The organism is Nonomuraea sp. NPDC051298, assembly GCF_055586305.1.
This window is the reverse complement of sequence record NZ_JBVJIM010000002.1, coordinates 406,937-427,768: the sequence shown is the minus strand read 5'-3', so window position 1 is coordinate 427,768 and position 20,832 is coordinate 406,937. Positions and strand designations below refer to the sequence as shown.

22 protein-coding genes are annotated in these 20,832 nt (G+C 69.7%); 10 read left to right on the top strand and 12 right to left on the bottom strand.

The genetic code is table 11. The features are described from left to right. Window positions 1-51: 51 nt before the first annotated feature. From ACZ6S0_RS07255 to ACZ6S0_RS07230, 6 genes are all read left to right on the top strand, one after another. A complete protein-coding gene (locus ACZ6S0_RS07255) occupies window positions 52-1,008 on the top strand; it encodes an AraC-like ligand-binding domain-containing protein (protein ID WP_465914313.1) in 957 nt (318 codons plus the stop codon). Between the two features lie 91 nt (window positions 1,009-1,099). After that, window positions 1,100-1,480, top strand: coding sequence for a VOC family protein (locus ACZ6S0_RS07250; RefSeq protein WP_344889020.1), 381 nt, complete (start codon window positions 1,100-1,102; stop codon window positions 1,478-1,480). After that, complete coding sequence (locus ACZ6S0_RS07245; protein ID WP_465914312.1) at window positions 1,462-2,259, top strand: alpha/beta fold hydrolase; 798 nt, start codon at window positions 1,462-1,464, stop codon at window positions 2,257-2,259. Before ACZ6S0_RS07250 ends, ACZ6S0_RS07245 begins: the two co-directional genes overlap by 19 nt. Window positions 2,260-2,329: 70 nt before the next feature. Further along, window positions 2,330-4,738: a glycoside hydrolase family 3 protein gene (locus tag ACZ6S0_RS07240; RefSeq protein WP_465914311.1), complete on the top strand. Its 2,409-nt coding sequence runs from the start codon at window positions 2,330-2,332 to the stop codon at window positions 4,736-4,738. Window positions 4,739-4,844: 106 nt separating this feature from the next. Beyond that, entirely contained in the window at window positions 4,845-5,525 is a 681-nt protein-coding gene (locus tag ACZ6S0_RS07235; protein WP_465914310.1) for a DUF4191 domain-containing protein, read from the top strand. Further along, window positions 5,525-6,289: a class I SAM-dependent methyltransferase gene (locus ACZ6S0_RS07230; RefSeq protein WP_465914309.1), complete on the top strand. Its 765-nt coding sequence runs from the start codon at window positions 5,525-5,527 to the stop codon at window positions 6,287-6,289. Before ACZ6S0_RS07235 ends, ACZ6S0_RS07230 begins: the two co-directional genes overlap by 1 nt. Before the next feature lie 25 nt (window positions 6,290-6,314). On the opposite strand, the gene ACZ6S0_RS07225 is transcribed toward ACZ6S0_RS07230, so the two are convergent. After that, the gene (locus tag ACZ6S0_RS07225; protein ID WP_465914308.1) at window positions 6,315-6,776 is read right to left on the bottom strand and encodes an RDD family protein; all 462 of its coding nucleotides are present in this window, start codon (window positions 6,774-6,776) and stop codon (window positions 6,315-6,317) included. Between the two features lie 77 nt (window positions 6,777-6,853). Here ACZ6S0_RS07225 and ACZ6S0_RS07220 point away from each other — a divergent pair, with 77 nt between their 5' ends. After that, window positions 6,854-7,972: a hypothetical protein gene (locus ACZ6S0_RS07220; RefSeq protein WP_465914307.1), complete on the top strand. Its 1,119-nt coding sequence runs from the start codon at window positions 6,854-6,856 to the stop codon at window positions 7,970-7,972. Between the two features lie 94 nt (window positions 7,973-8,066). Continuing rightward, on the top strand, window positions 8,067-9,491 hold the full coding sequence (gene glnA / locus ACZ6S0_RS07215) for a type I glutamate--ammonia ligase (protein ID WP_465914306.1): 1,425 nt from the start codon (window positions 8,067-8,069) through the stop codon (window positions 9,489-9,491). Window positions 9,492-9,665: 174 nt separating this feature from the next. Here the strand turns inward: glnA and ACZ6S0_RS07210 are convergent, their stop codons facing one another. The 10 genes from ACZ6S0_RS07210 to ACZ6S0_RS07165 all read right to left on the bottom strand — a co-directional run bounded on the left by ACZ6S0_RS07210 (window position 9,666) and on the right by ACZ6S0_RS07165 (window position 17,338). Beyond that, entirely contained in the window at window positions 9,666-9,902 is a 237-nt protein-coding gene (locus ACZ6S0_RS07210) for a helix-turn-helix transcriptional regulator (RefSeq protein ID WP_465914305.1), read from the bottom strand. A gap of 689 nt (window positions 9,903-10,591) precedes the next feature. Beyond that, a complete protein-coding gene (locus tag ACZ6S0_RS07205; RefSeq protein ID WP_465914304.1) occupies window positions 10,592-10,891 on the bottom strand; it encodes a hypothetical protein in 300 nt (99 codons plus the stop codon). Continuing rightward, window positions 10,888-12,789, bottom strand: coding sequence for a hypothetical protein (locus ACZ6S0_RS07200; protein ID WP_465914303.1), 1,902 nt, complete (start codon window positions 12,787-12,789; stop codon window positions 10,888-10,890). The genes ACZ6S0_RS07205 and ACZ6S0_RS07200 overlap by 4 nt, the downstream gene beginning before the upstream one ends. 40 nt (window positions 12,790-12,829) lie before the next feature. Continuing rightward, window positions 12,830-13,690 (bottom strand): hypothetical protein, encoded by an 861-nt coding sequence (locus tag ACZ6S0_RS07195; RefSeq protein ID WP_465914302.1) that lies wholly within the window; start codon window positions 13,688-13,690, stop codon window positions 12,830-12,832. Further along, window positions 13,687-14,100: a hypothetical protein gene (locus ACZ6S0_RS07190; RefSeq protein WP_465914301.1), complete on the bottom strand. Its 414-nt coding sequence runs from the start codon at window positions 14,098-14,100 to the stop codon at window positions 13,687-13,689. The genes ACZ6S0_RS07195 and ACZ6S0_RS07190 overlap by 4 nt, the downstream gene beginning before the upstream one ends. A gap of 14 nt (window positions 14,101-14,114) precedes the next feature. Then, the gene (locus ACZ6S0_RS07185; protein ID WP_465914300.1) at window positions 14,115-14,564 is read right to left on the bottom strand and encodes a hypothetical protein; all 450 of its coding nucleotides are present in this window, start codon (window positions 14,562-14,564) and stop codon (window positions 14,115-14,117) included. Between the two features lie 2 nt (window positions 14,565-14,566). After that, window positions 14,567-14,791: a hypothetical protein gene (locus tag ACZ6S0_RS07180; protein WP_465914299.1), complete on the bottom strand. Its 225-nt coding sequence runs from the start codon at window positions 14,789-14,791 to the stop codon at window positions 14,567-14,569. A gap of 161 nt (window positions 14,792-14,952) precedes the next feature. Next, a complete protein-coding gene (locus ACZ6S0_RS07175) occupies window positions 14,953-15,381 on the bottom strand; it encodes a hypothetical protein (RefSeq protein ID WP_465914298.1) in 429 nt (142 codons plus the stop codon). Further along, complete coding sequence (locus tag ACZ6S0_RS07170; protein ID WP_465914297.1) at window positions 15,381-17,018, bottom strand: hypothetical protein; 1,638 nt, start codon at window positions 17,016-17,018, stop codon at window positions 15,381-15,383. Before ACZ6S0_RS07170 ends, ACZ6S0_RS07175 begins: the two co-directional genes overlap by 1 nt. Next, window positions 17,015-17,338 (bottom strand): WhiB family transcriptional regulator, encoded by a 324-nt coding sequence (locus ACZ6S0_RS07165; protein ID WP_465914296.1) that lies wholly within the window; start codon window positions 17,336-17,338, stop codon window positions 17,015-17,017. Before ACZ6S0_RS07165 ends, ACZ6S0_RS07170 begins: the two co-directional genes overlap by 4 nt. Before the next feature lie 286 nt (window positions 17,339-17,624). On the opposite strand from ACZ6S0_RS07165, the gene ACZ6S0_RS07160 reads away from it, so the two are divergent. Further along, window positions 17,625-18,326, top strand: coding sequence for a GntR family transcriptional regulator (locus ACZ6S0_RS07160; RefSeq protein ID WP_465914295.1), 702 nt, complete (start codon window positions 17,625-17,627; stop codon window positions 18,324-18,326). Between the two features lie 40 nt (window positions 18,327-18,366). Here ACZ6S0_RS07160 and ACZ6S0_RS07155 read toward each other — a convergent pair whose 3' ends face one another. Beyond that, window positions 18,367-19,071, bottom strand: coding sequence for an HAD family hydrolase (locus ACZ6S0_RS07155; RefSeq protein ID WP_465914294.1), 705 nt, complete (start codon window positions 19,069-19,071; stop codon window positions 18,367-18,369). A gap of 114 nt (window positions 19,072-19,185) precedes the next feature. On the opposite strand from ACZ6S0_RS07155, the gene ACZ6S0_RS07150 reads away from it, so the two are divergent. Continuing rightward, window positions 19,186-20,388 (top strand): helix-turn-helix domain-containing protein, encoded by a 1,203-nt coding sequence (locus tag ACZ6S0_RS07150; protein ID WP_465914293.1) that lies wholly within the window; start codon window positions 19,186-19,188, stop codon window positions 20,386-20,388. The last annotated feature ends 444 nt before the right edge of the window (window positions 20,389-20,832 follow it).

The following is a 20,832-nucleotide window of genomic DNA, read 5'->3' as shown; positions in this document are numbered from 1 at the left end:
GCGGGCCCGGATGGCTAGCATGGCGGCGGAGTCGATAGGGGGCGACCTGCGATGGCTGTGCTGATCCGGACGAGCGACCTGCCACCCGAGCACCGGCACGACGCCTGGCGGAGCGTCGTGTGCGACACGCTCGGGCCTCTCGACCTGCGCATCGACCCCGACGCGCCGCTGCGCGGAGAGATCGAGTTCGGCAGGCTCGGCGCGGTGGGCGTCGGGCGCATCCACACGACCACGCCCCACAGCGTGCACCGCACCCCCGGCCTGATCCGCCGCGACAACCCCGACCACTACCGGGTGGTGCTCGCCGTGGCGGGCAGCCCGCGGCTGGCCCAGGACGACCGGTTCACGCAGCTCAAGCCCGGCGAGTTCGCGATCTACGACTTCACCCGCCCCTACGAGCTGGCCTACGATTCGGCGGTGCGGCTGGCGGTGTTCAGCTTCCCGCGCGACCAGTTCGCCGTGCCGGTCGACGCGGTGGCGGAGCTGGCCGCATTACCGATCGCGGCCGCGTCGGGGGCCGCCGCGCTGGCCGCGCCGCTGCTGCGCCGGGTGGCGCTCGATCACGACACCTACCGCCCCGGCAGCGCCGCGCGGCTGTCGACCGTGGTGACCGACCTGGTCGGCGCCGCCGTGGCCGAGCTCCTCGACCAGGAACGGTCCCTGCCCGAGGACGCCCGGCAGCGTACGCTGCTGCTGCGGGTGCACGCGTTCATCGAGGAGCGGCTCGGCGACACCGGCCTCGACCCGGCCGGCATCGCGGCCGCGCACCACATCTCCGTACGCCACCTGCACCGGCTGTTCGAGTCGGAGGACACGACGGTGGCCGCCTGGATCCGGCGGCGACGGCTCGAACGGTGCCGCGGCGACCTGATGGCGGGCGGCGCCCAGTCGGTCAGCGCGGTCGGCGCCCGGTGGGGGCTGCCCGACTCGGCGCACTTCAGCAGACTTTTCCGGCGCGAGTACGGGATGCCGCCCACCGAGTACCGCCGCGCGCATGCCGTGCGCTGATCGTCAAACCACCTGGCGTCCAGATCCAAGACCGTGCGGCGGCCCGCCCAGCAGACTGAGGGTGTCCGCAAGACGAGAAGGGATCAATCAAATGCAGCTCTTCGTGAACGTGCCGGTCAAGGACCTCGACCGGTCGAAGCAGTTCTTCACCGACCTCGGCTTCACCCTGTACGGCATGTCCGACGACATGGCCTCGGTGGTCATCAACGGCGAGACGCACGTCATGCTGCTGGCCGAGCCGACGTTCGCCACGTACGTCACCAAGGACGTCTCCGACGCCGGCAAGAGCACAGAGGCGATCCTGGTGCTCGGGATGGAGAGCCCGGCCCAGGTGGACGAGCTGGTGGACAAGGCGCTGTCGGCCGGGGCCACCCCGGCGGGCGTGGCGCAGCCGAACCCCGGCCGCTACCAGCGCGGCTTCGCCGACCTCGACGGCCACCACTGGGAGGCGCTGTGCCTGATGCAGGGGTGAAGTCGGCCGACGGCACCCTCATCGCCTTCGACCGCCGTGGCCGGGGTCCGGCGGTGGTGCTGGTGCAGGGCGCGTTCATGGACCGGCGGCACCCGCTGATGACCGCCATCGCGACCGACCTGGCCCCGTGGTTCACGGTGTACGGCTACGACCGCAGGGGGCGGGGCGGCAGCGGGGACACGCCTCCGTACGCGGTCGAGCGGGAGATCGAGGACCTGGCGGCCGTCATCGAGGCGGCGGGCGGGTCGGCCATGGTCTTCGGCGGCTCGTCGGGGGCGGCCCTGGCCCTGGAGGCGGCGGCGGTGAGCCCGGCGATCTCGAAGCTGGCCGTGTGGGAGCCGCCGTATCACGTGGGCGACGGCGCGCCCGCCCTCCCCCGCGACTTCGCGGCCCGGCTGGGCGCGCTGGTCGAGGCGGGACGGCGGGCGGAGGCGGTGGAACGGTTCATGGTGGACGCGGCCGAGGTGCCCGCGCAGGCGGTGGCCGCGATGCGGGCGCAACCGTCCTGGGCGGAGATCGAGGCCGTGGCGCACACGCTGGCCTACGAGGCGGCCGTGCTGGGGCCGGGCAACGCCCTTCCCGCCGGGCGGCTGAGCGCCGTCACGCAGCCGGCGCTCGTGCTCAACGGCGACCAGAGCCCGCGCTGGATGGCGAACGCCGCGGCGGCGGTGGCGGCCGCCGTGCCCGGGGCGGTACGGCGGGTGCTGGAGGGCCAGGCGCACGACGTGGCGTCGCGGGCGCTGGTGCCCGAACTGCTGGAGTTCTTCGTGACCGCCTGACGTCCGTTCAGGGCTTTGCGCGACGCGAAGGCGGCGAATCTGTCGAGTCACCGGTTTCGTGGTGAACACTATGATCGTGGACCTCGACGAACTGCTCTCCCGCCTCGACCTGCCCACCAAGATCCGCCTCCTCACCGGCGCGGACATGTGGTCGCTCACCCCGGTCCCCGAGATCGGGCTCGACCGGATCGTGATGAGCGACGGCCCCATCGGCGTACGCGGCGGCCAGTGGCGGGCCGGTGACCCCTCCATCGCGCTGCCCAGCCCGACCGCCCTGGCCGCGACCTGGGACGTGGACCTGGTCAGGCGCGCGGGGCTGCTGCTCGCCCAGGAGGCCAGGCGCAAGGGCGTGCACGTGCTGCTCGCGCCCACGCTCAACCTGCACCGCTCGCCACTCGGCGGACGCCACTTCGAGTGCTTCTCCGAGGACCCGTACCTGGCGGGCGAGATCGGCGCCGCCTACGTCGAGGGCGTGCAGGAGGGCGGGGTCGCCACCACGCCCAAGCACTTCGTGGCCAACGACTTCGAGACCGACCGCTTCACCGCGGACGTGCGCGTCGGCGAGCGGGCGCTGCGCGAGCTGTACCTGCGGCCGTTCGAGCGGGTGGTCCAGGCGGGTGCGTGGGGCCTCATGACGGCCTACAACTCGGTGAACGGCACCACCATGTCCGAGCACGCGGAGCTGGTGAACGGGGTGCTGAAGGGCGAGTGGGGGTTCGACGGGCTCGTGGTGTCCGACTGGACGGCCGTGCGCTCGACCGAGGCCGCCGCCGTGGGCGGCACCGACGTGGCCATGCCGGGGCCGCACGGACCGTGGGGCGAGCGGCTGGAGGCGGCCGTACGGGAGGGGCGGGTGCCGGAGGCGGCCGTCGACGATCGCGTACGGCGGATCCTGCGCCTGGCCGAACGCGTCGGCGCCCTGCACCCGCCCGTGGCCTCGCCGAAGACGGAACAGCCCGCCGCGCCACGCACCGCGCCGCCCGCCGAGTCGCTCACCGTGCGGCCCGACGCGGCCGTCGACGGGGTCGCGCTGGCCCGTGAGATCGCCACGCGCGCCTTCACCCTGGTCACGAACGACGGCATCCTGCCGCTCCGGCCCGGCGGGAGCGTCGCCCTCATCGGCGCGGCGGCCCGCGAGGCGCGGGTCATGGGCGGCGGCAGCGCCCAGGTCTTCCCCGAGCACGTCGTCTCGCCGCTGCGGGGCCTGGCGGAGCGCGCCGACGTCCGGTACGCCCTCGGCACCGACCCCCGCCTCCGCCTGTCGCCGCTTCCCGGCCCGGTCACCGCGCTGTTCCTGGACGGGGCGGGCACGGTGCTGGCCGAGCAGTCGCTGGCCGACGGCGAGGCTCGCTGGATGGGGCAGTTGCCGCCAGGCGTGACCGGCGAACGGCTCCGCTCGGTACGGCTGCGGGCGGCGTACACGCCGGAGGTGACGGGCGAGCACGAGCTGTCGGTCGCCGGAGTGGGCGCCTTCACGCTCACCCTGAACGGCGAGACGATCATGAACGAGAACCTGGAAGGGGACGGGGACGGGGACGATCCCGCCGCGGCCTTCCTGGCTCCGCCCGAGCGGCGGGTGGGCGTCCCGATGACCGCGGGCGAGACGTACGAGCTGACCGTGACACACCCGGCGGCCGTGGGCGGCGGGATGGCGTTCGTGTCCTTCACGCTCGGTCACGCCGACCCGACGCCGGGTGAGGACGCGCTCATGGCCGAGGCCGTCCGCGTGGCGGGTGAGTGCGACGTGGCGGTGGTCGTGGCCGCGACCACGCCGGAGGTGGAGAGCGAGGGCTTCGACCGCGCCGACCTCCGCCTGCCCGGCCGCCAGGACGAGCTGATCAGTGCGGTGGCCGCGGTCAACCCGCGCACGGTGGTCGTGGTCAACGCGGGCTCGCCGGTCGAGCTGCCGTGGCTGGAGGAGGTGGCGGCCGTGCTGCTCACCTGGTTCCCCGGGCAGGAGGCGGGGGCGGCGCTGGCGGACGTGCTGCTCGGGGACGCGGAACCGGGCGGGCGGCTGCCCACGACCTGGCCGCGCCGGCTGGCGGACGCGCCGGTCACGTCCGTGACGCCGGTGGACGGGCGGGTGGCCTACGACGAGGGCGTGCTCATCGGCTATCCGGCGTGGACGGGGTCTCCGGCGTTCTGGTTCGGGCACGGGCTGGGGTACACGTCCTGGTCGTACGACTCGATCGCGGCCGAGGGCACGACCGTGACCGTGGCCATCACCAACACCGGCACCCGCCGGGGGCGGGAGGTCGTGCAGGTCTACCTCACGCCGTACGGTGCCGCGGGGCGGCGGCTGGCCGGGTTCGACGTGGTCGAGGCCGAGCCGGGCGAGACCGTGCTGACCACCTTCTTCCTGCCCGAGCGGGCCTTCCAGGTCTGGCGGGACGGCTGGCACACGATCAAGGGCGAGCACACCGTCGAGGCGGGCCGCAGCGCGGGCGACCTCCGCCTCTCGGCGAGCCTGGAGAACTAGATCGAACCAGCTCACCGGAATCAGCCCGCAGAAACTAGGTCACAAGGGAAAAACGGCGGGGGCCGCGTTTTCCCCAGCGCACCAGTTGGTTTGTATCCTTCTGAGCATGGCAAAGTCCGAGGATCCAGAGAAGCCGGGGCGCATCAAGCAGCTCCGCATGATCGCGCAGATCATCAAGCAGGCCAATCCCAAGGGGATGCCGATCGTCTTCCTCTCGGCGGTGGGCACGCTGGCTGTGGTCGTCGTGATCGGCCTGGTCACGGACTACCTGTGGTATTCGGTGTTCATCGGTGTCCTGGCCGCGTTCACGGTGGGTCTGGTGGTGTTCGGGCAGCTCGCGCAGCGGGCCCAATACTCGATCCTGCACGGCCAGACCGGCGCGGCGGCGGCCGTGCTGCAGGGCATGCGCGGCAACTGGGAGGTCACCCCGGCCATCGCGGTCAACCGCGACCAGGACATCGTCCACCTCGTGGTGGGCTATCCCGGTGTGGTGCTGGTGTCCGAGGGGCCGGGCAACCGGGTGGCCAAGATGCTGACGGCCGAGAAGAAGCGGATCTCCCGGGTGGTGCTGGGCGTCGAGATCTACGACATCCAGTGCGGTGACGGCGAGGGGCAGGTGCCGCTCGGCAAGCTGCAGCGCCACCTGATGAAGCTGCCGCGCAACCTCAAGAAGCCCTCCGTCAACGAGGTGAAGGACCGGCTGCGCTCGCTGCCGCGCAACATGCCGATGCCCAAGGGCCCGATGCCCAAGGGCGCCCGCATCCCGCGCGGCCCCAAGATGCGCTAGTGCTGTCGGCATCGTCGCGGGCCAACCGCGGCTGGTGGGACGGCAACGCCGACGACTACCAGGTCGAGCACGGCGGCTTCCTGGGTGACGCGGGCTTCGTCTGGGGCCCGGAGGGGCTCGACGAGGCCGAGGCGGGGCTGCTCGGCGACGTACGCGGGCGGCGGGTGCTGGAGCTGGGCTGCGGGGCCGCGCAGTGCGCGCGGTGGCTGGTGACGCGGGGCGCCGAGGCGGTGGCGTTCGACCTCTCCCACCGCCAGCTCCGCCACTCGCGGCGCATCGATCTCGACACCGGGGTGCACGTCCCGGTGGTGCAGGCCGACGCGGAGTCGCTGCCGTTCGCGGGCGGCTGCTTCGACGTGGCGTGCTCGGCGTACGGGGCGCTGCCGTTCGTGGCCGATCCCGGGGCCGTCTTCCGCGAGGTGCGCAGGGTGCTGCGGCCGGGGGGCCGGTTCGTGTTCTCGGTGAGCCATCCGGTCAGGTGGGCCTTCCCGGACGACCCGGGGCCGCAGGGGCTGACGTCCGACCGGTCGTACTTCGACCGTACGCCGTACGAGGAGCGCGACGAGGACGGCATGCTCACCTACGTCGAGCACCACCGGACGATGGCCGACTGGGTCGGCCTGCTGGTCGCCTCCGGCCTGACGATCACCGGGCTGCTGGAGCCCGAATGGCCCGAGGGGCACGAGCAGGTGTGGGGCGGCTGGAGCCCGCTGCGCGGCCGTCACCTCCCCGGCACGGCCGTCTTCAGTTGCGCCGCCCCCTGAGACTCACCCGCGGCTCACCCGCGACTCACATGCGGACGATCATCGTGTTGGACGCGCGGTCGTGCATGCCCCGGTGGTCGCGGTCCCAGACGGCGGCGGGCACCACCAGGCTCAGCAGCACCGTACGCACCAGGACGGGCAGCCACCGCGGGTTGCCGCCGTCCATCGCCGCGACCCTGATGCCCGCCAGCCGGTGCCCGAACGTCTGGCCCATGAACCCGACCAGCACCAGGTACTGGACCGCGAACACCACCGCCGGAGCCCACGGCGACTCGGCCGGGTTCATCCGGAGCAGCAGTTGCACGACCACCCATGTGCAGATCATCCAGTCGATGACGAGCGCGCCGATCCTGCGCCCCCAGCCCGCGATCGACCCGCTGCCCTCCTCGGGCAGGCCCAGGCGCTGGCCCGGGTAGCCGAGATCCACCCCTGCGGACCGGAGCCCGCCCAGCCAGGTCTGTGTCCACCGTGGCTCGTTGCCGCTCATGCACCCAACGGTATCCGCCCGGGTGCCCGGTCGGGATCGTGACCCAACCGCGTCGCAAGATCGCCAAGATGTAGGCCATGTCACATGAGGACGACGACCTCGACCAGCGGTTCCACGAGCTGGTCGGACAGATAGACGACGAGGAACGCCGCCGGATGCGGACGTCGGCCACCAAGCAGGCCAAACAGGCCAGGCGGGCCGGGCGGGCCACGGCGTCACGACGCGCCCCGCGCGAGGACTTCGGCCACTTACCCGGCGGCTCACCCGGCGGCGGCAGACGCGGCGGACGCGCCGGACGCGCCGCCGCCCGGCGCGGCGACGCGGGGATCGGCCGGGACGCCTGGGCGCAGGAGCGCCCGCCCCGCCGCCGGGCCAGGCGGGCCTGGTACGCGCTGGCCGGGCTGACGGTGGTGCTGGCCGCGGGGTGCGTCGTGGCAGCCGTCCGGCCCGACCTGCTCGGCTCCGCGAACACGCTGCTCGGGGAGCCGCTGACCGAGGCGTCCTGGCCGGCGCGCGACCCGTTCGCCGGGTCCCCGGCCGCCGACTACGCCGAGGGGATCACCGGGTTCGCCCTGCCCGCGCCCAAGGCGCTCGGCGGCCTGTCGGAGCAGGACGTGGCCAAAGGGCTGGAACGTACCCGCGAACTGCTGACCGCCGCCCATCTCGACCGTACGGCGCTGCTCGGCGGCCCACCCGAGGCGTTCGCCGCGCTGCTGGACGCCGACCAGCGCGACTGGTTCCGCGACAACCTGGACGGGAGCGAGTACGCCACCCGCAACATGGTCACCAGCTTCGCCCCCGGCACGGCCGAACTGACCACCGGCGTGGTGAAGGTGCGGGGCAGCTCCACCCTGGACACGTTCGAGGACGACGGACTACGGGGAGTGAGCGTCAAGCTGAACCACGTCCTCGTCTACGCCGTCCAGCGCCCCGGGCGTCCGGACACCGCGATCAGGCTTGTCGTGCACGCCACGGGCGAGGCGCGGATCCACCGCGAGCGCGGGCGGATCGTCGTCCTGCCGGAGGACTGGGGAACGAGTGCGACCCCCGCGAGCTGCGATTTCAGCGACGGGTACATCCGTCCGGTCTACCGCGACACGCCGCCGGGCACGGCGGCGCCGACGGGGCCGCCCACCGACCCGTACGATCTTGATCAGCCGGATGGAGAGGGCTGCACGTCCTCCGACCCGACCTGACGCTGCGTAACACGTGCGAAACAATCGGGACACCAGACGGAAACGGCCACGCCCTAGCGTCGCCATGATGGCCAGTTCCCAGGGAGGTTCGAGAGTGTTCAACTCCGCCGACGACGTCCTGAAGTTCATCAGCGACGAAGGGGTGCAGTTCGTCGATGTCAGGTTCACGGACCTGCCGGGGACGACCCACCACTTCACCTTCCCGGTCGAAAACTTCAGCGCGAGCGTCTTCACCGACGGACTCATGTTCGACGGCTCGTCGATCCGCGGTTTCCAGGCGATCCACGAGTCCGACATGCTTCTGCTGCCCGACCCGTCCAGCGCGGTGCTCGACCCGTTCCGCCAGCACAAGACGCTCAACCTGAACTTCTTCGTGCACGACCCGCTGACGGGTGAGGCCTACAGCCGCGACCCGCGCAACGTGGCGCGCAAGGCGGAAGACTACCTCCGGGGCACGGGCATCGCCGACACGGTCTACTTCGGCCCCGAGGCCGAGTTCTACATCTTCGACGACGTGCGCTTCGAGACGAAGGCCAACGCCGGCTACTACTACATCGACTCCATCGAGGGCGCCTGGAACACCGGCAAGGCGACCGAGGGCGGCAACCTCGGCTACAAGCCGCGCTACAAGGGCGGCTACTTCCCGGTGCCGCCGATGGACCACTTCACCGACCTGCGCTCGGAGATGGTGCGCAACCTCATCGAGTGCGGCATCGAGGTCGAGATGCAGCACCACGAGGTCGGCACGGCCGGGCAGGCGGAGATCGACTTCAAGTTCGGCACGCTGCTCAAGACCGCCGACAACCTGATGCTGTACAAGTACATCATCAAGAGCACGGCTCTCGAATACGGCCACACGGTCACGTTCATGCCCAAGCCGATCTTCGGTGACAACGGCTCCGGCATGCACTGTCACCAGTCGCTGTGGAAGGACGGCTCGCCGCTCTTCTACGACGAGGTCGGCTACGCGGGCCTGTCCGACACGGCCCGCTACTACATCGGCGGCCTGCTCAGGCACGCACCGTCGCTGCTGGCCTTCACCAACCCGACGGTCAACTCCTACCACCGTCTGGTGCCCGGCTACGAGGCCCCGGTCAACCTGGTCTACTCCCAGCGCAACCGGTCGGCGTGCGTCCGCATCCCGATCACGGGCTCCAACCCGAAGGCCAAGCGCATCGAGTTCCGCGTGCCCGACCCGTCGTGCAACCCGTACTTCGCGTTCTCGGCGATGCTGATGGCCGGCATCGACGGCATCCGCAACAAGATCGAGCCGCCGGAGCCCGTCGACAAGGACCTCTACGAGCTGCCGCCGGAGGAGGCCCGCCAGGTGCCGCAGGTCCCCGGCTCGCTGCCCGAGGTGCTCAGCGCGCTGGAGGCCGACCACGACTACCTGCTCGAAGGCGGCGTCTTCACGCCCGACCTGATCGAGACGTGGGTCTCGTACAAGCGGGAGAACGAGGTCGACCCGATCCGGCTGCGCCCGCACCCGCACGAGTTCGAGCTCTATTACGATGTGTGACGGAGCGGTTTTCCGGCCTCGGCGATCTTCCTGAGAACGGGCGTTGAGCTGGGAAAACATTCTCGTCCTTGCTCATCGTTTCCCGTCCCTTCTCGTCCTCTGGCCGAACAGAGACCGAACAGAACGGCCCGGCATCGAATCTCGATGCCGGGCCGTTTCCGCATGTGAGGGGGCTCAGGCGGCCCCCTGCTCCACATACCGCGTGTCTTCCCAAGCTCGCACGTCGGCCTCCCGGTACCGCACGTACTTGCCGACCCTCATGTACTTCGGGCCCGTCCCATCCGAGTTCATCTTGTAGATCGTCTTCTTCGGCACGCTGAACCGCGTCGCCAGATCATCCGGAGTCAGGTGCACCTCTGTCATCGGGCCCTCCGCACACTTCCCGTTCTTGCCCGTCACCTCGTCATCCATACCCATTGTGGCACACTTGACGCAAATCGAAGCACTTGACGCGCCAGATGCGTCACGGTTACATGTCGAGATTCAGGACCCCGCCGATCACTAGACCAGCACGACCGGCGGCCACCCACACACCTCCACCGACGTCCAAGACGTAGGCGCGACGGTATAGTTTGAACAACAACGCATCATCGAAACTCAAACTATAAAAATCTTCACTTTCCCATCTTTTGTGCATTGATCAAACAGAACTCAAAATCTCGAATTTATCTTCTGTTTCATGCGCACACGGCCCCAGAGGCCCTTAGGGTGGGAAAAAAGCTGGAAGAGCGACCCAGCAGACGAAGGAGTCTGCTGGTGGCCGCTCGTCTACCGCCAGCATCTCCTTCGTCGGGGTCGTGTACGCCAGCCCGCGGCGAGAGGAGGTGAGATGGGCGGGATGACTCGCAGAGTCCGCATGACCGTGGCGCTAAGCCTGGGGTTCAACGTGGGCGGGCTCAGCGTCTGGGCCTTGCTGGCGCTGGGTGCCCCAATCGCGGGTGCTGTGGGCGGAGCTGCTGGGCTCTGCCTCGGAGCCTCTGCTCTGGTTTTTGCGTATCTTGGCTCGAAATAGTCGGGACGATTTGGGCCGCCCCGAATGGGGCGGCCCTGTCTGATGATCTTTTCGGGCTAGTCGGCGAACGCGCTGTGCACCACTTTTGTTATCTGACGCGGGGAGCCCCGCCTCCCACGAGAATCGCGGTGGCTGACAGCACAAGCACGTTCCCGCCGATCACGCCCCACGTAGCGACCGCCAGCCCCCACACTGCGGCGGCCGTCAGCGAGATGCCGACCACCCCTGCCCCGTACCGCTCCAGCACCACCAGCAGCGCTCCAACCACCACGACGACGAGCGGAACCGCCACCGCCTGGCCCACGCAGCCCACTTGCGTCAGTGGTGCGGCCGCCCAGACGACCGCCAGCCACGCCGCCACCATCTCGACCCGAGCCAACGCCCTCATCGGACCTCCAGACGCTCCAGAATCCCCTCAGGAAGCGCGTACGCTTCTCCCCCGTCCTTGCCGACCAGCCACACCCGCCCGTCCTTCACGAGCCTCTTGAGCTGCGTGTGGATCTCGCTCGGCGGTGCCGTCACCCGCCGCGTGAGCACCAGGTGCAGCAACTCCCCCAACTCCAGCGCCAGGCCCTCCGCGTCGGCGAGCACGTCGATGATCGCGGCCTTCACGTCACCAGGCGTCGAACGCGGCTCCGCGGTCGCGGGCTTGCCCGCGCGCGGCTCGCGCCCGTCCTTCTTCGCGTTGGCGTACTCCTCGACCCAGCCCATCGTCAGGTCGTCGATCCGGCCGGCGGCGGGCTGGCGGGCGATGAGCTTCGGCTTCGCGGTGTACAGCCACCGCATGAGCGCGGCCCGCCGGTCGATCCCGGACAGGTACGCCAAGCCCTGCGTCAGCGTCCCGTCCTTGAACGTCGCCGGGAGCAGCGACGGGTCTTGCGGGAGCCCCATCTGATAGGCCGCGCCGGGTGTCTGCGTCCGCAGCGCGCACGCGTTCTTGCGGAGCTGCGCCCGCAGCGTCACCGACCCGCCCAACTCGGTCATGTTCGGGTCCTGCGCGACGAGCAGGAGGCCGCAGCCGCCCTTGCGCCAGGTCTTCGCGCCGGACGCGAGCAGGGCCACGGCCTTCTTGCCGTGCACGTCGTTCAGCAGCAGCTCCGGCGCCTCCTCCAGGACGAAGAAGATGCCGGTCATGCCGTCCGCGTCGGGATCGCCCGGCACAAGGTGGGTCTTGCCGCACCGTTCGTCGCCGTCCTCGTCCACCCATGGGATCTGCGCGAGGTGGTGCACGCGGCGGCGCATCACCCAGTGCCACATCTCCAGCTCGCCCATGGAGTCGTCCTCACCCAGGGCGCATCGGTGCGTGCGCCCGTTCCAATCCGGCACGGAGCCGCCCTGCGGGTCGAGCAGCACCGTCGCGAGCTTGTCGGACTCGTGGGTCAGGCCGAGCAGCGTTTCGACCGACCGGGACTTGCCCGCCTCGGAGTCGCCGACGATGATGCCGTGCCGCATGCCGCCCGACTTCGTGAAGAACGCCCAGTGCGCGGGCTGCAGGTCGTAGAAGAACCCGACGTGCGCGCGGCCGTCCTTGCCGATGCGGGGCTGGATGTCCTCGAATCGGCGCACTTCGGCCAGCGTGTCCTCCTGGAGGAGGGTGAACAGGGCGCGGGAGTTGTCGCCCGAGGGCGACGGCTCCAGCACGGCGAGCTGCATCGAGGTCTGGAACGCCGACGCCACCTTCCCCGCGACCGCGATGATGTCCTTCGTCTCCCTCTCGCCCGGCACCGCCTGGATCTCCGCGCGGTACCCGGCGTCGATCCGCTTGGGCGTCGTCAGCGTCATGCCGTCCAGTGCCTTGCCCTTGGCGGCCAGGCGCTCGTTGAACCGCTTGATGATCCGTGCCACCTCGGGGTCGATCTCGACCTGTTCAACGGTGATGTGCAGCTTCTCGTCGAAGTCGTCCGTACGGCCGGGCAGGGGTAGGCGGCGGTGACGCCGCCAGTGCAGCAGCGCGAACGCCAGCCAGCCGGCCACCCCGACCTCGACCACCAGCCCCTTGAGGCCGATCGGCGCGGTGGCGATGAGCCAGGCCGCGCCGAACGCCGCGGCGGCGACGTTCTGGCGGGCCTGGACCGCCTTTCGGACCGGGACCACGGCCGTGGCCGCCGCGATGAGGACGGCCACGGCCGGGTGCACCGGCAGTAGGTGGATTTGCGCTGAAAGCGGTAGCGCAATCAACCAGACGAACGGAGCCGCCATCACCATGCGGTACCGCTGGCGGAACGCGACCCGCCGGACGGTCCGGGCGACCTCATCGGTCGGCTTCTGCTTGCTGACCTTGGACACTGGATGCTCCTTTCGCGTGGTGGTGGGCGTACGGCCGGGCTTAGCCGCCCGCGTATGCCTCCTTGTCGGCCACGTTGTCCACGCCGCCGACCGCCGCGTGAGCTTCAGCCACCGTGGACTGCGCGGCGGCGAGGGCCGCGATCTCCGCGTGCTGGGCGGCAAGCTGGGTCGCGGTCTCGTGCGCGGCCATCAGCGCCGCGATGAGCGCGCCGCGACCCATGCGCTTCGCAGCCAGGCCAGCCACCTGACCGTCGATGGCGGCGGCGACCTGCATCATGTCGGTGTTGGCGCTGTCGTGGTCGTGCTTGAGCTGGGGGAACGAGACGAATTCGGCGTTCACGGTGGTCCCTTCCGGGGTGTCGTACTTGGTCAGGTCGGTGACGGGCTTCTGGTCGCAGGTGTCGGCGGCGGCCGACAGCTCGGGCGTCTCCTCGAGGGCTTCCTCCTCGGTGTGCTGGCCTTCCTCCTCGGTTTCCTCGATGTCCTCGACCACCTCGGCTTCTTCGATCTCGCGGGTGGCCTGGTAGTCGCGGTATGCCTGGCGGGCGCCCTGGGCGGCTTGGCGGCCGATCCGGACGGCACCGCCGAGGACCTTGAACAGCCCGTACGTCCCGCCCGCGACCGCCGCGGTGGTGCCTCCGACGACTCCGAAGACGAGGGACGTCCACCAGCGGAGGTTGCGAGGTCCCGGCGGGGCGCCGGACGCGGTCGGGCGGGTGAGGAACTTCTGGGCTTGGTCGTAGTGGGTACGAGCGGCCGTGAAGCCGCGCCGGAACTCGAGATCGGCCTGCGCCGTGCCGGCCCGGAGGCCGCCCATGGTGGCGGCGCGGGCGTCGGGACGCTTGACCAGCGCGACAGTGATGGCTCCGGACAGGGCCAGCACCAGGAAGACGGTGATCACTTCTGGCCCTCCTTGACGTCGGCCGTCACGGTCTCCTGCCACGCCTTCTTGACGTCGCGCCCAAGGTCGGCGGTGTTGATGCCGAAGATGCTGATGGCGCTGACGACCAGCAGCGTGGGGATGAGCGGAGCGACGAGCGCGGTGGCACGGCCGACCTTGTTCGACTTGCCCCACACGTCCGCGACCCAGATGGTGCCGCAGATGCCGAGCGCGACCGCCGGGACGATGGGGTTCAGCCGTCCGGTAGCGGTGCGGACGATGGTCTCGAAGAACGTGCCGATCAGGCCGAAGCCGACCGCGAGCATCCACCAGGCGGTGAACTTCGGCGCGACCTTCTTCCAGATGAGCACGATGCCGATGGCCAGGAGCAAGGCAGTCGAGGCGCCGAGCCCGACGAGCAGGTTGTCCACAGGGAGAGGTCCCTTCAGGCGAAGAAGTGCAGGATGAGATAGGCGACGATCGCGGCCGTGGCCAGCTCCGGGAGGAAGATCGTCATGGCGGGCACGTAGAACGCCGTGTAGAGCAGCGCACGGGCCAGCAGCAGCACCCGCCAGGCCCACACCAGCGCGCCGACATCGCCCGGCAGCCACGATGGCGACCACCGTTCCCGGATGAACGTGATGGGCGAGGCCAGGTAGGAGGGCCTCTCGCGGGCGATCCAGTCCGACAGCGGGCCCTGGACGAACTCGACGAGCTGGTCCAGTCGCGGCGCGGCGGGCTTGGCGGGCGTCTGGGGCTGGTTATCGCGCAGGGGCACCACGGGGGCGACCTGCTCGGCCTCCTCGGTGGCGGGCTGGGATTGCTCGGCGGCCTGGTTTGGCTGCTCGTCCTTCGGCTGCGGCTCGGTGGGGTACGGCGAGCGGATGCTGCGCATGGTCACCTCCTCTGGCGGTTGACGTCGTCGCCGCTGCTGCGCAGTTCAGCGGCGTAGTGCGTGTAGAGCCGATCGCCCTCGGCCTCGTCGGCGTTGTGCATGTCGGCGAGTTCGGCCGTGAGGTAGCGGATGGCCTCGTGGAACGCCTCCTTGGCGGTTGGCGCGCCCACGATGCTGGCGTGATAGCGGGCCTTGCGGGCCTTACGACGGGTCGGCTTGGTGGGCACGTGACTCCTCCCGATCGTCACGGACGGTTACGGCTGGCGGGGCCGTGGTACGCTCTCGCGCACGTGCGCGCACGTACACCTGCGCGCGTTGGGTCGGCGCGCGGTGGCGGCCTGCGGCTCTGGTCGGTGGTGAGCCCCGCCTGGCGGCTGGTCACGGCCGGTCACACCCGCGTGAGGTTGGCGATCACGGCGTCCCAGTCGATCCGCGCCATCGCCTCCCCGGTCGGCACCAGCTTGTAGAAGCCGGTCACGTGCCTCGTGAGGACGTCGGCGGGGGCACGGAACACGCCCAGCAGCAGGTCTCCCTGCGTGATGCCGAGCAGCACGTGCTTGCCGTCCGAGGCCGGCTCGACCCGCAGCGCGGTGCGGTCCGGCTTCGACAGGCACTCGGCCCGCTCGCCCAGGCCGTCCAGCAGGACGCCGCGGGGCGCGACCACCGGGGCGGGCCAGTCCTCGATCTCCAGGCGGACGAACCAAGGGTCGTCCGTCCGGTAGGTCAGCCACCCGTTGTGGAACTCGTCGTTGGCCTCGTCCCACAACGGCACGTAGCAGGACCACTCGGTCGTCTGGTCCGTCCGGCCGGTCGTCATCAGTTCGCCCCCTTGTCGTCGTTGTCGTCGGCTGACGAACCGTTCTCGTCCGCTTCGTCCGCGTCGGACGGCGGACGGTCCGGCGTCTGGTCCGTCTGCGCGGACGAGCCGTCCGTCCGCAGCGCCTTCAGCAGCGCGCTGGCGCGCTCGTTACTGATCGCCTGTCCGGCCGCCTTGACCCCGGCGGCGAGCCGGTCGCGCGTCAGCCGCACGCCGGTCCGCTCGTGCGCGGCGGCGATCGTCCGTCCGAGCGGGAGCACGTCCGCGACGTCGGTGGCACCTGCGGTTCGTCCGCCCGTCCGCGCCGCCCGTCCTCTGTTCGTCCGCCCGGCCGGACTACGCCCGTCCGTCCGCTTCTTGTCGGACCGTCCGCCCGGACGGGCCTTTCCGTCCGCGCCGTCCGTCCGCTTCTGGGCGGGCTCGTCGTCCGCCGTCCGTCCGCTGGCCGTCTCGCCCTCGTCCGCCGGGCTCGCCTGCTCATCCGTCCGCTCGTCCGTGGAGTTCTCGTCTGCCGTCCGTCTGCGCTTGAGCACATCCCGCCACCGTGTACGGCGCACCGATTCGTCCGCCGTCCGGCCGGTGTCCGTCTGGGGGTCGTTCGCGCCGTCCGTCCGTGCCTCGTCCGGCCGCTCGTCCGCCGGACGAAGCTCACCGGCGGGTAGCGGACGGTACATCGGGAACATGCCACCGCCGACCCGGTGCACGAACCGCGCGATCGTCTGCTTGGCCGCCAGCGCGTCCGGGTCCACGCCGTACAGTTCCTCCGACAGGGCGGCGAGTTGCGTCAGCGCGAGCTCCAACTGCGTTCGCTGCGCCGCGACGACCGCCGCCTGCGCGCGGTCCACCATCTGCCACGTCGTCCGGACGGCGCGGCGGGACCGCACCACCTCGACCGCGACGTGCGGGCTCTGGGCGCCCTCGCTGACCGCCCACTTGAACGCCGCGAACGTCTCCTTCGTGTGCAGCAGCCAGCGCAGCACGCTGAACTTGGGCGCCCTCGGGTCGATCAACCCTTGGGCCCGCAGGTCCTTGCGGTGCAGGTGCCGGGAGTGCATCGACCACAGCCACGGCGAGGCGAGCGAGCACGCCGCGAACAGCTCGGGGTAGTCCTCCACGTGCGTGTACGACAGGTAGCCCGCGCCTGCGCCGATCGCGTAGGACCACATGCGGGTGGCCCAGGCCGCGTCGCCCTCCCGGAGCGCGACGTGGGCGTGCCAGGAGACGTACACGGCGACCGACTCGAGGATCCCGGCCGCGACGATGGCCCACAGCGGCGGAAGCCCGCGCTGCGTGAACGACATCGCCTGGCCCGAGACCGCGACGAGGTTGACGCCGAGGTTCGTGGTGCTCATGACAGCCAGACGTCCGGCCGTCCGCATGCGCTCGGCCCAGACCTTGCGCCGCTTCCGCCACTGCGTGCGGTTGCGCTCGGCCTCGGCTTCGGCCTCGGCGATGGTCCGGGTCTGCTCCTGCTCGGCCAGCTCGCCCGCCCGCTCGGAGAGGGCGGCGCGGTGCTTGGCCTCCTCGATCTCGCGCCTACGGCGGGACGCTTCGCGAAGCTCTTCCTGCTCGATGCGGAACTGCTCCGCTTCGAGCCGGGCGCGCTCACGCTCGGGGCTGGGGGCAAGCAGTCTCACGCCGCCACCTCGTAGAAGCCGATCCCGAGACTGCGGCGCTGCGAGGGGGTGGTGCCGCCGATGACGCCCCAGGCGTCGAACGGCATTGTTCGGGCGCGGTTCACGCACAGGCCGGCCAGACCGGTGAAGGGGCAATCGGAGCACAGCGTGCGGGCGTGGTCCTCGTCGTCGGCCTGGCGATCGTCGAGGGGGTACCAGTCGTCCGGGTCAGCGCCGGGCCGGCGGCACTTTGCGTCGCGGGTGAGGAGGACCGCGTCAAAGTCGAGGGTGGGGTCGGATGTGACATCGCCGCATGGCGATGCCACGATGTGGCTGGACATCGGGTCTCGGTTCCTTTCGCGAGGGTTGAGAGACCTGGTGTTTAGGGCCCCGCCTGGAAGTGGAGTTCCGGGCGTGGGCCCGCAGGGCTTGTGGTGAGCGGCTTTCCGGTGGAGCGGAGGGCCGCTTTTTCGCACCCTGCTACGCTGTGTTTACTAGTAAACAGCTTTGCTGTAGACATGCTGCATCACCCGACGATCACTGTCAAGCCCGCAGGTGAGACGCGCCCTTCCGCCGCTCGTACTACGATCAACGCCAGCCCGAACAGCCCGACGAAGGAGCCCGCCCGTGCCCGTCGCGAGGTTTCCCGAGGTCCTAGCCGACCTCCGGACCAAGATCCTCGACGGCACCCACCCTGCGGGCGAACCACTGCCTCACACGGACGTCCTGAAAGAGACCTATGGTGTCGGCACGCACGTCATCACCAGGGCCATGAAGGAACTCAAGGAGGAAGGGCTGATCTGGCGCGTCGCCAACAAGGGCATGATCGTCCAGGGGCCGGCCGTCGTCATCGAGATCCCTATGGCCATCGACTGGCGCGACGAGACAACCGCATGGGCCGCCGCCTGCCGCCGAGCCGGAAGCACAGGCCACCTGAAGTTGCGCGACATGCCAAGCGAGCCCGCGAGCGAAGAAGTCGCCCGAGCCCTACGTCTCGCCCCCGGCTCCCCTGTCGCCACCTGGCGCAAGCACGGTGACATCGACGGGCAACTCGTGTGCCTCGACCAGACGTACGTGTACGGGGAACGGTACGGAGACGGAGACTTCAATGTGGAACAGTCATCCGGCCTCGTGGACCTGCGCACCCGCGTCCGCCCGGCCACCCCGAAGGAAGCATCGGCATTCCGGGTCAGCCGCGGCAGTCCCCTGCTCGACATCACCCGCATCACCTACGACGAAACCGGCCAACCCCTCCAACTGCTGCGCCGCATCCTCAACCCGCAGCGGGTCCACATCGCCGACCAGCGGCTGCCGATCACTTCGCCTTGATTTCCGCGCGCTCCAACCGGGACGAGCGCGAAGAACGTCGCTACCGGGAATCCTCAAGGATCATGGCCACGAGCGCGTCAACGTCCTCCAAGTCCTGTATGACGTGCACCGCTCCCGCTTCGCGCAGCTCATCGCTGGAGCTTCGCCCCGATGCCACCGCGATCACTGGCACGTCATTCGCGAGGGCTGCCTCGACATCGGCCAGCGTATCTCCGATGAGTACAGCATCACGAGACGTGACAGGTTCCCCGAACGCCGTCGTCGCTCGGCGCAAGGCGATACGTACCAGCTCGGCGCGTATATCGTCGTCCTCTCCGAAAGCGCCGATGTCCCATCGGATATGCCTGTCGAGGCCGAACACCTGGAGCTTAATCTCCGCGACCATGCGGACATTGCCCGTTAGGACGGTTTGTACGACTTCCGGTACCGCGCGTAGTGCGTCCAACGCGGAAGCGGCTCCGGGTAGCGCGTGACCGCGTTCCCGCAACTCGGCAGCTCGTTCCAGGTGGGCCTTGGTCAGCGCAGAGGCGAACCGATCAAAGTCCTCTCGCTCGGTACGCAGCCCATGTAGCTTGGCAGTTTCACGGAAGATCACTGGTTCGGTGATGCCGTCAATCTTCGCCTGCCTGGCCATGGGCACGCCTGTGACCTGCTCGAAAGCCTGTGCTGACAGTTCGCGGCCGACTCCCCTTGTGTCGATGAGAGTGTGATCGATGTCCCACAGTACGACCCGGCGAACCGTCATAGGTTCCTCCATCCGTCACGCGTCGCACTCCAGACTGACACATACTCGTTCCGATCTGACCCGGCGAGCCTCGTCGCGGTCTACCCTCGATGCAACGGCAGGAAGGGAGGCCGGGTGAACGCTCCCATCCCCCACATCGGCAAACGTCTTCGCTTCTGGCGGGAGAGAAGGCAACGCACGCAGGCCGCAGTGGCCGGGTTGTGCGGGATAACCGAGGAGTACCTGTCCCAGATTGAGCGCGGCCTGAAGGTCCCCTCTCTCCAGGTGCTGTCTGCCCTCGCGATGGAACTCAGCGTCCCCGTAGCGGCTCTGCTGAGCGACAGCCGGAACGAACTTCTGTCAGAGAATGCCTACGTGACCGACAGCGTCGCTACCGCACTGATCGGTTATGGGCCGAAGACCGTTGGGCCGCCCGTCACGGCTCCCGAACTACGGGAGCGTGTCGAATCGGCATGGCGCATCTGGCAGACCAGTCCAAAACGGTTCACCGAGGCCGCCGCCATCCTTCCCGAACTCATCCGCGACACCGAGAACGCCATACGGGCGCATCGCTGCAGCGCAGACAGCGCAGCAAGGCGGGACATCCATAGAGCAGCCGCAGACCTGTATTTCATGCTGCGCTCGTACTGCCGCCGCGCCGGGAGAATCGATCTCTCCCTCATGGTTGCGGACCGCGCATTGCGCTCAGCCGAAGAAGCAGACGATCCGATCCGGTCGGCCGCCGCCACGTGGAACCTCGGCCACGTGCTCCTCGCCGAAGGCGAGCATGAAGGAGCCAAGCAGACCGCGATCCAGGGCATCGAGGCTTTGCGCGACCTCTCGGAGAACGAAGTCGCTCTCGCGATGGCCGGCGCGCTAGAACTGGTGGCTGTCGTCGCTGACGCTCGGCGCAAGAAATGGTGGCAAGCGCGCGAGCGTCTGTCGGGCAACGCCTCACAACGCGCCGAACAGGCCGGCGAAGGCAACATCATGTGGACCGTGTTTGGCCCCACCAACGTCGAGCTGCATATCGTGAGCATCGAAATGGAAGCGGGCGAAGCCGCCGAGGCGCTGCGCATCGCTGACCAGATCGACACCACCGGCCTGCCGTCGATAGAGCGGCGCTTCACCTTCCTCTTGGAAGTCGCGCGGTGCTACGACCTGCGCCGAGAGGATCCAGCCGTGCTCGTGCACCTGCTCGATCTGGAAGCGATCTCACCGGAAGACCTGGCGAGGAATCCCCTCGCTCAAGAGATGGTCTGCCGTCTGCGTCGCCGCGTCCGGCCCACATACCGGCGACAAGTCGAGGCGCTCGCTGAACGGCTGGGAATCGCTTGAGCCCTAGCTGCTAGCCCACCCGAACTGACAGTTCGGGTGGCCGCGTCTTCGCTTCTCTACCGTCGCAGGAAACGTCGCTCGATCGACAGAGACGGTGATCATGCGAAGGACGGCAGACGCGTACCCCGAAGCTGCTGGCGTGCAGCCCACGCCGCAGATCGCCGAGTGGGACGGCATCCGAGTGCTGCGGCATGTCGGCTTGGCGATGCTTCAACGACTGTCGAACACGAGCACGCCTGTCATTGTCGATCCCGTAGAACGTGCCCTCTACTTCCTCGTGCCCGCTGGCGCAGCCGACCACTGGCTACTACCCGATCAGCAAGTTGCCGACATCAGGCGCCACCTTGTTCTCCCTCCAGCCCAGCAGCAGATGCCCCCGGGCCGGTACTGGCTGTTGTTGCCGACGATCTCAGCCCAGCGCACGGCCGCGAGTTCGCTACGTGC

Bases quoted from the DNA above. Each gene is read 5' to 3' on its own strand.
- ACZ6S0_RS07255 (WP_465914313.1), top strand. From the start codon at position 52: ATGGCTGTGCTGATCCGGACGAGCGACCTGCCACCCGAGCACCGGCAC.
- ACZ6S0_RS07250 (WP_344889020.1), top strand. From the start codon at position 1,100: ATGCAGCTCTTCGTGAACGTGCCGGTCAAGGACCTCGACCGGTCGAAG.
- ACZ6S0_RS07240 (WP_465914311.1), top strand. From the start codon at position 2,330: ATGATCGTGGACCTCGACGAACTGCTCTCCCGCCTCGACCTGCCCACC.
- ACZ6S0_RS07235 (WP_465914310.1), top strand. From the start codon at position 4,845: ATGGCAAAGTCCGAGGATCCAGAGAAGCCGGGGCGCATCAAGCAGCTC.
- ACZ6S0_RS07225 (WP_465914308.1), bottom strand. From the start codon at position 6,776: ATGAGCGGCAACGAGCCACGGTGGACACAGACCTGGCTGGGCGGGCTC.
- ACZ6S0_RS07220 (WP_465914307.1), top strand. From the start codon at position 6,854: ATGTCACATGAGGACGACGACCTCGACCAGCGGTTCCACGAGCTGGTC.
- ACZ6S0_RS07210 (WP_465914305.1), bottom strand. From the start codon at position 9,902: ATGGATGACGAGGTGACGGGCAAGAACGGGAAGTGTGCGGAGGGCCCG.
- ACZ6S0_RS07205 (WP_465914304.1), bottom strand. From the start codon at position 10,891: ATGAGGGCGTTGGCTCGGGTCGAGATGGTGGCGGCGTGGCTGGCGGTC.
- ACZ6S0_RS07185 (WP_465914300.1), bottom strand. From the start codon at position 14,564: ATGCGCAGCATCCGCTCGCCGTACCCCACCGAGCCGCAGCCGAAGGAC.
- ACZ6S0_RS07175 (WP_465914298.1), bottom strand. From the start codon at position 15,381: ATGACGACCGGCCGGACGGACCAGACGACCGAGTGGTCCTGCTACGTG.
- ACZ6S0_RS07165 (WP_465914296.1), bottom strand. From the start codon at position 17,338: ATGTCCAGCCACATCGTGGCATCGCCATGCGGCGATGTCACATCCGAC.
- ACZ6S0_RS07155 (WP_465914294.1), bottom strand. From the start codon at position 19,071: ATGACGGTTCGCCGGGTCGTACTGTGGGACATCGATCACACTCTCATC.